Source organism: Microbacterium sp. SORGH_AS_0454 (assembly GCF_031453395.1).
Lineage (GTDB): Bacteria > Actinomycetota > Actinomycetes > Actinomycetales > Microbacteriaceae > Microbacterium.
Genome location: NZ_JAVIYS010000001.1, coordinates 81314 through 92781, shown reverse-complemented (window position 1 = coordinate 92781; position 11468 = coordinate 81314). Strand labels below are relative to the sequence as shown.

Below are 11468 nucleotides of genomic sequence, written 5' to 3'. Positions count from 1 at the left end.
GTCAGCACCCCTCGATGCGGAAAAGCCGCGCGGCGGGACCCTGGGAGTCCACGAGCACGAGGTGCGTGCCGGCAGTGAGGTCCTGGATGCCGTTGTATGCCGCCGCGCCCGCCGGATCGATGACGTCCTGGGTGCCGAAGTCGAGCACGTAGTCGATGCCGAGTTCGTCGACCGTGCGGCACACGGCCGGGTCGGAGTCGATGTCGCGGAGGTGTGTGTTGAGGAAGAGCAGTTCGGGGGAGGGGTTGCCGAAGACGTGCTTCTGGGTCACCTGGCGGTCGGCGAAGGCGAGAGCGAGAGAGGCACCCGTCCGGGGGCTCCCGGCGATGAGGGCGTCGGGCGGCGTCTCGTCGTCGAGGCGTTCGAGCAGGGCCTCTTCGTCGGACGACAGGATCAGGGAGCTGTCGGTGTAGGCGTATGCCTCGTGCACCTGGCTGAGCGCGATGCGGACGTTCGGGCCGACGGCCACCGAGAACACGGCGGCGACACCGACGACGACGGCGCCGACGTGGAGCCATCCCGGCACGCGTCGACCGCGAACCCCCGCTCGGACGAGATCGACGATCGCGAGAGCGCCGAGGGTGGCGACGGGGATGGCCACCAGCGGCAGGAGCGCGGCGAGCCGGTTCGAGTCGTTGTACCAGGGGTTGGTGAGCAGCTGACGAAGGGGGCTGTCGATGCGCAGCCCCGAGGCCACGGCGAAGAGCGTCACCGCGACGGCGAAGGGAGCCAGCACCGTCAGCAGGCGCGGGCGACGGGCGACGGCGACGAAACCGGCGATCAGCAGCAGGGATGCGACCACGGTCGGGGTGAACCCGCGGGGCGCGGCGAACAGGCCCTCGCCGAGCGACTGCGACAGCTGCTGCCACGGGGCCCAGCCCGAGTGCTCGGCCCCCGTGCGGAAGACCGCGACGGTGCCCGCCATCGCCACGGCGAAAGCGACGACCGAGATCAACAGCCCGAGAAGAGCTCCGCGGGTGCGGTCGGTGATCGCGCGCACCGCGAAGGTGGTGACCACGACGGCGGCGGCGAAGAACAACAGACTCAGGAACGCGTTGGGGTGGCCGAGGAAGGTCCCGCCGGCCAGCAGGGCGACGAGGAGAGCCGAGCGCACCAGGGCGGGCGCGCCGCGCTCTGGCAGCATCGTCACGATGACCGCGAGGGCCGCGGGGAGCATCGCGTAACCGACGAGGTTGGGGTACAGCACGCCCCAGTTGAAGAACAGGGCGGGGAAAGCCCCGAACCCCGTCGACAGCGCGGCGGAGACGACATAGGCGGTGCGCCGCTGGGCGAAGAATGCTCCGGCGAGAGCCATGACCGAGGCGGGCCAGAGAATCGACACGATCGCCAGGTTCGACCCGTTCACCGCGACGGGGACGCTCGCGCCCGTCAGCTCGGCGCCGAGGGTGGTGAGGGCGTGCCAGGCGTTCGGATAGAAGCCGATGTCGGAGGTCGACCCGATCTGGAACGGCGAAGCGCTGCCGTTCTGCAGGCCGAGGGCGATCGCGTTCAGGTGGACGATGTTGTCGAAGCGCTGCGCGATGTTGTCGGGAGCGCCGAAGGCTCGAGCGAACATGACGGCGCTGACGACGGCCGTCGCGCCCAGCGACAGCAGCGCGACCAGGCCGGTCCGGCGTGCGGCGGGAGCCGCGTCGACCCTGGCGAAGCGGCGCAGGACGAGACCGATGCCGACGACCAGGAGCGTGACCAGGGCGAGGGGGATCAGGTTCCACCGCAGACCCACGAGGGGAGCGACGGATGCCGCGACGGCGGCGATCGTGACCGAGATGGCCGGGGCCAGGAGCAGGCGCTGAGGGCTCCGCCAGCCCCAGCCTGCGACGACCACGGCGGCGCCGGGGATGATCAGGACAGCAGCGACCGCGAGGTACGCCGGAATCGCGCTGATCCAGTCACCCATGCAATTCCGTCTCCGTCCGCGGCCGTTTCGACACGCCATCGTATCGGACGGTCTCTGCGGGGCCGCTGAGCGCGGCCGCGGGGGGCTCGGATGCGCCCCGGGTAGTATCGATCGGACGTCTCCCGCGGGGTCGTGCCCCCACCCTCGACACGAAAGACGCAGCATTTCATGGACCTCCTCATCGTCGGTTCCGGCTTCTTCGGCCTCACCATCGCCGAGCGTGCCGCCGCCGCGGGCCGCAAGGTCACGGTCATCGACCGCCGTCACCACATCGGCGGCAACGCCTACTCGGCGGACGAACCCGAGACGGGTATCGAGGTGCACCAGTACGGTGCTCACCTCTTCCACACCTCCAACCCGACGGTGTGGGAGTACGTCAACCGCTTCACCCAGTTCACGAACTACGTGCACCGCGTGTACACGACCCACAAGAACGTGGTCTTCCCCCTGCCGATCAACCTCGGCACCATCAACCAGTTCTTCCAAGCCGCGTACACGCCCGACCAGGCACGCGCGCTCGTGCACGAGCTCGCCGGGGAGTTCGATGCGAAGGATGCCGCCAACCTCGAGGAACGCGGGATCGCCCTGATCGGTCGGCCCCTGTACGAGGCGTTCATCCGTGATTACACCGCGAAGCAGTGGCAGACCGATCCGAAGGACCTGCCCGCCGAGGTGATCTCGCGCCTGCCCGTTCGCTACACCTACGACAACCGCTACTTCAACGACACGTGGGAGGGTCTGCCCGTCGACGGCTACACCGCGTGGCTGGAGCGCATGGCGGACCACCCGAACATCGACGTCGAGCTCTCGACCGACTACTTCGACGAGTCGCAGCCGCTGAACAAGAAGGCGACCGTCGGCCAGGTGCCCGTGGTCTACACCGGGCCCGTGGACCGCTACTTCGACTACGCCGAAGGCGAGCTGTCGTGGCGCACCCTCGACTTCGAGCAGGAGGTGCTGCCGATCGGCGACTTCCAGGGCACCAGCGTGATGAACTACGCCGACGCCGACGTGCCGTACACGCGCATCCACGAGTTCAAGCACTTCCACCCCGAGCGCGCGGACCGGTACCCGACCGACAAGACGGTCGTCGTGCGCGAGTACTCGCGCTTCGCCACGCGCGCCGACGAGCCGTACTACCCGGTCAACACCGCCGACGACCGCGCGGGCCTGCTGGCCTACCGCGAGCTGACCAAGGGCGAGCGCGACGTGCACTTCGGCGGGCGCCTGGGCACCTACCAGTACCTCGACATGCACATGGCCATCGGTTCCGCCCTGTCGATGTGGAACAACCAGCTCGCGTGATGTCCTCGTGCATCTGACCCTCGGGTCGCCCACCCGCCCTGTGCCCGCACAGCGGGAGACGGAGGGGCGTTGGGCGTACCGTCGCGACATCGACGGGCTGCGCGCCGTCGCCATCCTGCTGGTCGTGTCGTACCACGTGTGGTTCGGCCGGGTCTCGGGTGGCGTCGACGTCTTCCTGATGCTCTCGGCGTTCTTCCTCACCCGCGGGTTCGTGCGCCGGATGGCCGGCCCCGCCCCGGTGCGTCCGATCCGACACCTGCTCGGTGTGTTCCGGCGGTTGCTGCCGGCCGCGGCCGTGACCCTGGTCGGCATCCTGGCGGTGGTCTGGACGCTCTACCCCGAGACCATGCACCGCTCGATCGCCGAGCAGGCGTGGGCCTGCCTCGGCTACGTGCAGAACTGGTTCCTGGCCGCCGACGCGGTGGACTACTACGCGCGCACCGATGTGCCGAGCCCACTGCAGCACTTCTGGTCGATGTCGGTGCAGGGGCAGGCCTTCGTGTTGTGGGTGATCCTGCTCTGGGCGTGCCAGATCGTGGTCCGGCGTCGCGGGTGGTCTCCCGATCGCGTGGTGGGGGTGGTCTTCGGCGCCGTCTTCGCGATCTCGTTCGTCTACTCGGTCGTACGCACCGCGTCGGCGCAGCAGCTCGCCTACTTCGACACCGGGGCGCGACTGTGGGAGTTCGCCGCGGGATCCCTGCTGGTCATCGCGTTGCCCCGTGTGAGGTTCGGCGCGATCGCCCGCACCTTGATCGGGTGGGCGGGCCTCGTCGGACTCCTCGTGCTGGGTGCCGTACTCGACGTCCAGGGCGGTTTTCCCGGGTTCCTGGCGCTGTGGCCGGTGCTGTGCGCTGCGGCCATCGTGGTGTCGGGATCGGGCGAGACCGGGCGGTTCTCGCTCGCGCGGGTGCTGTCGTCGCGCCCGCTCCAGGCCGTGGGGCGCGATGCCTATGCGCTGTATCTCGTGCACTGGCCGATTCTGGTGACCTTTCTCGTCGTGAACGGCCGCACCGAGGTGGGCTTGGTGGGCGGCGCGGGGATCATCGTGCTGTCTGTCGCTCCTGCTCGCGCGACTGTTGACCTGGGCCGTCGACCGTCCCGTGCGTGCCTGGCGGAGGACCGACACCTCCGCTCTGGTACCGGTGGTGGTCCTCACGGTCGCCGTCGCCGTCGTGGCCGTTCCCGTCGGAGCCTGGCAGGCGTCGGCCTGGGTGCAGGAGCGCGCGATCGAGGCTCGGGCGCTGCAGTCCAATCCCGGGGCCGCTGTGCTGCGCGATCCTTCGTTGTCGAAACCTCCGGCCGACGCCCCGCTGCTGCCGCTTCCGACCCTGATCGACGACGAGTGGGTCCACCTGGACCGCGAGTGCTCGGGGGAGTGGGCGAACGACGTCGAGATGCTGCGCGGGACCTGCTCCGAGACCACCGGCACCCCGCGGGCCCGCCACACCATCGCCGTGATCGGCGACTCGCACGCGCAGCAGATCACGAGCGCCCTGCTTCCGGTGGCCGAGGCCAACGGGTGGGGCGTGGTCTTCCTCATCAAGGGGGGCTGCTCGATGGGTCTCGACGAGCCGGGCATGGACGAGCGCTGCGACGGGTGGCGCGAGGCGGCCATCGAGCTCGTCGAACAAGTGCGACCCGATGCGGCGTTGACGGTCGTGACGCGCTCGGATGCCGGAGAGGACGACGAGCGTCTGCGCCCGGGAATCGAACGCTTCCTCGACCGGATGGACGGCGCGGGGGTGCCGGTGCTGGGCGTCCGCGACAACCCGCGTTTCGCCTTCAACATGTACGACTGCGTGGTCGGGTCCGACGATCCGCTCGACTGCGCGGTTCCGCGGTCGGCGTCGCTCGCCGATCGGAATCCCGCCGACGACCTCGACCGCCCGGGTCTGCACCTCGTCGACCTCACGCCGTGGATCTGCCCCGACGACGTCTGCGTCGGCGAGATCGGGAACGTCGCGGTCTATCGCGACGACAACCACCTCAGCCGCCTCTATGCGCGTACGCTCAGTCCGTCCCTGGCCGAGCAGCTTCCGGCCACGATCGGCTGAGCCGCGGACGCACAGGCGTCCCGCGTCGCGTCAGCGCGGACGAGTCAGCCGACGGGCTGCGACTGCTCCAGCGGCGGCATCGGCTTCCACGAGGAGTCGCGCAGGATGCGTCGGCCGTCGCGGAGCCCACGGAACAGGTGGCTCGTGCCGGTCATCTTGCGTTCGACCACGACGAGGCGGATGAGTTCCTTCACGAAGGTGAGCGTCGTCCCGAGCGTGAAGGGCAGGGTGCGGTAGACGCCGAGCGCGCGGTAGTACTTCTGCAGGTAGGCGCGATTGCGCATGATGTAGTACCGGTACGCGTCGCTCGACGCGTTCATGTGCCGGATACCCATGTCCCACTGCTTGATCTCGCGGGTGCGACGCAGCACGAACTCGTTGACGATCACCGAGGGCGTCTGGCGCGAGGCCAGCCAGCCGTACAACTGGTCGTCCCAGTAGATGAAGAAGCGCGGATCGGGCAGGCCGATCTTCGCCACGATGTCGCGGTGGATGAACATGCCCTCGAAGCAGCCTGAGTTCATCGGCTTGAACCCGGAGTCGTCGAAGGCGGCGGGGGCGAAGGGGATCGGGATCGCCATCGACTCGGCGACGCGGTACTGCCAGTAGAACTCGCTGCCGTCGTAGTCGTAGCGACGGCCCTGGATGCTGCGGAAGCGCGGCGTCCAGTGCCCCATGCGAGCGAGCCCGTCGGTGACCACCTCGACGTCGTCGTCCATGAGCCAGATCCATTCGGATCCGAGCTCGTAGGCTGTGCGCATCCCCTCGCTGAATCCGCCCGAGCCGCCGGTGTTCGTCTCGAGACGGCGATAGACCAGCTCGGTGGGCAGGCGGTCGCGGAAAGATTCGACCACCGCGGTGGTGTCGTCGGTCGAGGCGTTGTCGATGACGACGAGGTGACCGGGCGCCGGGTCCATACGTTCGATGCTCTCGAGGAGCCGCGTCAACAGGTGCGTGCGGTTGTAGGTGACGACGACGATGGTGGCGGTCTTCGGGTCGAACGGGGCCGTGCTCACGGACGCTCCTCGAAGGTCGCGCGCCAGTTGGCCTCGGAGACGAGGTCGGGCAGGGCGCTGCGGTACTGACGGGACAGGCGGGGCCATTCGCGCTGGAGGCGGCGGTGCAGCTTCCAGCTGTCGACGAGCATCCGACGGAACAGGGCGCGATCGCGCGTGTAGATGTTCTTGCCGGAGCCGTCTGCGGCGCTCACGAGGGCACTGTCGTAGAGCGGGACGCGCCACCAGTTCGCGTCGCCCTTGCCGAACTCGACCTCGGGCTGCTGAACGTTCTCGGGCTTCGGGGCGTGGAACCAGTGCGACAAGAGGGTGCGCGCGGTGAAGGTGCGCAGGTCCAGACCCGTCGGGCTGTCGAACTCGTGCTTCTTCAGGCGCTTGAACACCTGGCGTCCGCGGCGCGAGCGCAGGGGCACGCCGGAATCCTTGTGCACGACGGTCTCGGGGTGCTTCTTCGCGACCGTGCGGGCGTCGGGCATGGCCGTGGCGAGATTCGCGCGCATGTGGTCAGGGCCGGAGAGCACGTCGCGCAGGGCGCGGTGACGCAGCTCGACCGGGTAGTACTGCATCATCATGAGGTGCTTGAGGTCGACGCGTCGACTGTGCCGGATGAGGGTCCCGCCCTGCGGTGAGCGCGAGTGCAGGAGCGCGGCGACGATGCGGTTGCGGGCGTGGAAGTACGCCTGCCAGTCGATCGAGTCGTCCTTGCCCAGCCACGAGACGTGCCAGAGCGCGACACCGGGCATGGAGACCGTGGGGTAGCCGGCATCCCGGGCCCGGACGCAGAACTCGGCGTCGTCCCACTTGATGAAGGCAGGCAGCGACAGGCCGATCTCGCGCAGGATGCTGGTGGGGATGAGGCACATCCACCAGCCGTTGTAGTCGGCGTCGAGGCGCATGTGCAGCAGGGGGCTCTGGCGCAGGTTGGCGACGCTGAAGTCGTGGGGGAGGCGCTCCTGGAACAGGGCGCGCCACATGAAGGGGGCGTCGTCGACGACCTCTGCCCAGGCGTGGAGCTTGGGACGGTCGAGCAGGTCGAACATGTGGGCGCCGACGATCGTCGGCACCGAGGCGTAACGACCGAACACCACCGAGCGGCGGATCGACTCCGGCTCGATGCGCACGTCGTCGTCGAGCAGCTGCACGAAATCGCTGCCCTCTCGGGCGAGGGTCTCGACCATGGCGCGGGCGAAGCCGCCGGAGCCGCCGAGGTTGGGCTGGCGCAGCACCTGGAGGGTGTCGCCGAGGCGGTCGGCGACCGCCGGGTAGCCGTCTTGCGCTTCGACCAGGTCGGTGCCCTGGTCGATGATGAACACCCGGTCGACGACGTCGAGCACGTCGGGGGCGTCGGCGAGTGCGTTGAGCGTCTCGACGCAGTAGTCGGGCTTGTTGTAAGTCGTGACCCCGATGCTCGCCTTGCCGGCGCGGACGGGCTCCTGCTCGGTGGTCCAGTCGGCACCCTCGAACATCACGTCCGCGCGATCGGCGGCGACGTCGAACCAGATCCAGCCGCCGTCGCTGTACTGATCCAGCACGAGGTCGAACGAGGTCGCGACGGCGTCGCCGCGCACCTCGCGGGTCTCGATGCGCTGCTTCGTGCCGCCGCCGTTCGAGCGGTACACGAGCACCGTGGCATCCCCCGAGGTGCGCACGGTCAGGCGTACCTGGCGCACGGCCGTCCAGTGCTGCCAGTACGAGGCGGGGAAGGCGTTGAAGTAGGTGCCGAACGAGACGCGTCGGCCCGCGACGATGCGGGCGCGGTGGCGGTCGAGGATGTTGCTGAGCTGGGCGACGTTGGTGACCCGCACCGGCTCCTCGTCGATGGTCGACCACGTCTCGGGGTCGACGTACAACGGGAGGAGGTCGGGGTCGCGGTCGAGCGGCAGCACGGCGTTCTGCAGGGTGTACGTCACGAAGAGATCTTTCGGTCGAGGAGCCGCGGCCGCGGACGGCCAGCGGGCAGTCTACCGGGCCCGGGTCCCGTCACCCTGAGCGTTCGACGCCCCCCGCGCGGCTCAGGGCGTCGGTCGTTGCAGCTCGCCGCGCTCGATCGAGATGCTCTGCTCGCTCGGGCCGACGCCCACGAGCGGGGTCTGCTTGATCTTCGCGCCGAAGAGGATCACGAACATCCAGCCCCACAGCAGCAGGGGGCCGGAGTCGGTGAGCCCCTGCACGACGAGCAGCGCACCGACGAGGGTCGGCAACAGGGTGAGAGGGGAGTGCGGTCGATCGTCCCGCAGATCCCAGCGCGGCCGGTCGACCGCGAAGAACCACGAGCGCCACAGGTACGCGAGGTACACGAGCGCCAGCAGCGCCACCCCCACGGCGCCGAGCTGCAGGTAGGTGTCGAGCCACATTCCGTGCGCCTGGGTGACCGGCTGCCCGCGGTCGACGATCCACCCGCCGAGGAGCGGTTCCGAGGTGACCCACGGTGTGGAGAAACCCCACCCGATGAGCGGATGCCGATCCGCCCGGGCCAGCACGTCGGCCCAGATCCCCTCGCGGCCGATGAGGTCGGCACCGCGGCCCAGCACGCCGAAGATCGTGTCGCGCCCGAACCAGAGCGTCGCGCCGCCGCCGAGGCCGATCGCCGCGTACAGGAGGTACCAGCGCGTGCGTTCGCCGGGGCGGCGCGCGGTGCGCATGACCTGCACCGTGCCGAGCACGAGCGCGACGAAGGCCGCGGCGATGACTCCCGTGATCGACTCCGCGCGTACGAAGAGGAAGCCGGCGACGACGATCCACGCCACCAGCAGTGCGCGACGCGGCGCACCGACGGCCAGTCGCACGCCGAAGACGACGACCGCGACGAGCATCACCGCGGCCAACAGGTCGGCGTCGCCGAAGATGCCCTGGATCCGGCCGCCCGTGAGCAGGGCGCCGCGAGACCAGGGGGCGACCGCGGGCTCGGTCGCAACGACGAACCCCGGCAGCAGCGGACCCCGCACGATCACCGACACCGCGAGCTCGAACAGCACCGAGAGCCCGACGACCCACTTCGCCGCCGACGCGATCGCGCGCACGACGTCTCTCCAGGTGAGCACAGCCCCCACGAACAGCGCGTGGAGAGTCGTGACCCACAACAGAAGCAGTGTCAGCACGGATGCCGCGGGCCAGGCGCTCCACAGCACCGACGCCGTCGACCAGACGAGGTAGCCCGCCGCGATCCACGGCAGACGCCGGACGGCGAGGGGCGGGCGCACGACGACCCAGACGACGACGGACACGACGGCGGTCGCCGCGACGACGACGGCGGTGGCGACCGGGCCCACGGCGTTCACGAGACCCACGCCGCTCAGGGCGAGGACGAGGACGAACACGCACCATGCCCGCAGCAGCAGATGCCCCGTCGTCTCGCGCGCGGGCGCCGACGGCAGCGCCGACACCGGGTGACTCGTGTGCATCGCCATGGTGTGTTCAGGGTAGCGGTCGGCATCCGTCGTCGTCGGGTCCGCGCATTATGCTGACGCCGTGCTGATCGCCATCTCGAACACCCCCCGCGACTACGCCTGGGGCAGCCCGACCCTCATCGCCGACCTCGAGGGCCGCGAGCCCACCGGGGCGCCCGAGGCCGAGGTGTGGTTCGGCGACCACCCGGGTTCACCGGCCGAGGTGCACGACGGCTCGGGTCGCACGCTCGACGAGTGGCTGCCCGCCGCCGCGTCCGAGCGGGGCGTCCCCGAGAAGCTGCCCTACCTGCTGAAGCTGCTCGCGGCCGGTGCGCCGCTGTCGATCCAGGTGCACCCCTCGAAAGAGCAGGCGGCCCGGGGTTTCGCTCGCGAAGAAGAGGCCGGTGTCCCGCGCGACGCGGGCGAGCGCAACTACAAGGACGACAACCACAAGCCCGAGGTGATCGTCGCCCTCAGCGACACCTTCACCGCCCTGGCGGGGCTGCGTGATCTGGAGCGCACGCGTTCGCTCGTGGATGCCCTCGGCGACGCTCCCGCGGTGCGGGCTTTGCGCGCCCACCTCGCGGGTGACGACGCTCTGCGCTCGGCGATCGGCTGGCTGCTCGGGGGAGCCGAGCGAGCCGAGATCGAAGAGATCGTGGATGCCGCGGCCTCTGCCGAGGCGCCCGGGTTCGCCGCCGAACTGGCCCTGACGCGGTCGCTGCACTCCGCCTACCCCGCCGACCCCGGCATCGTGGTCGCCCTGATGATGAATCTCGTCGAGCTGCGACGCGGCGAAGCGATCTTCGTACCGGCCGGCGTGCTGCACGCCTACGTCGCCGGTCTCGGCGTCGAGATCATGGCCGCGAGCGACAACGTGCTGCGCGGGGGGCTGACCCCCAAGCACATCGATGTCGCGGAACTGCTCGGTCTCGTCGACTTCCGTCCGGCCGAGCCTCCGTTGCTCCGTCCGACCGCGTCGGGGGAGGGCGCCGAGATCTTCGCGCCGGGGATCGCCGACTTCGCGCTCGGTCACCTCGAGGCGGGCGGTGCGGGCAGCCTGGAGCTGCGCGGCATCGCGATCGCGCTCGGCGTGGCGGGCGAGACCGTGCTCACCGGAGCCTCGGGAGAGAACATCACCGTGCGTCCCGGCGAGGCCGCGCTCATCACCCCCGACGAGTCTCCTCTCGCGTCGGACGGCGGCGGCGAGGTCTTCGTGGCCATGCCGGGCGCCTGACACCCGCGACACGCCGGGGCTGCCCGTGAAGGTTCATCTCGCCCTTGAGGGTTTACGATCCGCGACTTGACTCAGCGGAATGACACGGGTGTAATTATGACTGCGCGGAATCGCGTCATGGGGGCGTGAGCGAGGCGGAGGACGATATGGCGACATCGCAGTACCGGTCCGGTGTCCCGGAGAACTGGTTCGTCGACCCGGTGGACCTCGGCGTTCCCGGAGTCCGTCGCGACATCGACTCCACCGAAGAGAATACCCTCGCCTGGCAGACCGATGCTCTCTGCTCGCAGACCGACCCCGAGGCCTTCTTCCCCGAAAAGGGCGGTTCGACGCGCGACGCCAAGCGCATCTGCACCTCCTGCGACGTGAAGTCCGAGTGCCTCGAGTACGCGCTCCAGAACGACGAGCGCTTCGGTATCTGGGGTGGCCTCAGCGAGCGCGAGCGTCGCAAGCTCAAGCGGCGCGCCTGACCCCGTCTTCCACGGTCCACTCCCTGAGTGATCCGGCAGCCGACGGCGCGGCGTTCGTGATCGCGGGGGAGCGCACCTAGGC

8 protein-coding genes and 1 pseudogene are annotated in these 11468 nt (G+C 69.7%); 5 read left to right on the top strand and 4 right to left on the bottom strand.

Translation table 11 applies throughout. From position 1 onward, the window contains the following. Position 1: 1 nt before the first annotated feature. Positions 2-1918, bottom strand: coding sequence for a DUF6541 family protein (locus QE454_RS00405; protein ID WP_307459172.1), 1917 nt, complete (start codon positions 1916-1918; stop codon positions 2-4). 168 nt (positions 1919-2086) lie between these two features. On the opposite strand from QE454_RS00405, the gene glf reads away from it, so the two are divergent. The 3 genes and pseudogenes from glf to QE454_RS00395 all read left to right on the top strand — a co-directional run bounded on the left by glf (position 2087) and on the right by QE454_RS00395 (position 5277). Further along, positions 2087-3223 (top strand): UDP-galactopyranose mutase, encoded by a 1137-nt coding sequence (glf, locus tag QE454_RS00400; RefSeq protein ID WP_307459173.1) that lies wholly within the window; start codon positions 2087-2089, stop codon positions 3221-3223. A 7-nt stretch (positions 3224-3230) separates the two neighbouring features. Beyond that, a pseudogene (locus QE454_RS17220) lies at positions 3231-4223 on the top strand (acyltransferase family protein); the annotation flags it as partial. Positions 4224-4365: 142 nt separating this feature from the next. After that, complete coding sequence (locus tag QE454_RS00395) at positions 4366-5277, top strand: SGNH hydrolase domain-containing protein (protein ID WP_309668448.1); 912 nt, start codon at positions 4366-4368, stop codon at positions 5275-5277. 44 nt (positions 5278-5321) lie between these two features. On the opposite strand, the gene QE454_RS00390 is transcribed toward QE454_RS00395, so the two are convergent. The 3 genes from QE454_RS00390 to QE454_RS00380 all read right to left on the bottom strand — a co-directional run bounded on the left by QE454_RS00390 (position 5322) and on the right by QE454_RS00380 (position 9700). Beyond that, positions 5322-6293 (bottom strand): glycosyltransferase family 2 protein, encoded by a 972-nt coding sequence (locus tag QE454_RS00390; RefSeq protein WP_307459177.1) that lies wholly within the window; start codon positions 6291-6293, stop codon positions 5322-5324. Continuing rightward, entirely contained in the window at positions 6290-8203 is a 1914-nt protein-coding gene (locus QE454_RS00385) for a glycosyltransferase (RefSeq protein ID WP_210072102.1), read from the bottom strand. The genes QE454_RS00390 and QE454_RS00385 overlap by 4 nt, the downstream gene beginning before the upstream one ends. Before the next feature lie 102 nt (positions 8204-8305). Beyond that, positions 8306-9700 carry an O-antigen ligase family protein gene (locus QE454_RS00380; protein WP_307459181.1) on the bottom strand — a complete coding sequence of 465 codons (1395 nt, stop codon included), beginning with the start codon at positions 9698-9700 and terminating at the stop codon, positions 8306-8308. 61 nt (positions 9701-9761) lie between these two features. Between QE454_RS00380 and manA the strand changes: the two genes are divergently transcribed. Together manA and QE454_RS00370 are read left to right on the top strand one after the other, a co-directional pair. After that, the gene (gene manA, locus QE454_RS00375; protein ID WP_307459186.1) at positions 9762-10916 is read left to right on the top strand and encodes a mannose-6-phosphate isomerase, class I; all 1155 of its coding nucleotides are present in this window, start codon (positions 9762-9764) and stop codon (positions 10914-10916) included. A 146-nt stretch (positions 10917-11062) separates the two neighbouring features. Then, positions 11063-11386, top strand: a complete 324-nt coding sequence (locus QE454_RS00370; RefSeq protein WP_074694106.1) for a WhiB family transcriptional regulator — start codon at positions 11063-11065, stop codon at positions 11384-11386. The last annotated feature ends 82 nt before the right edge of the window (positions 11387-11468 follow it).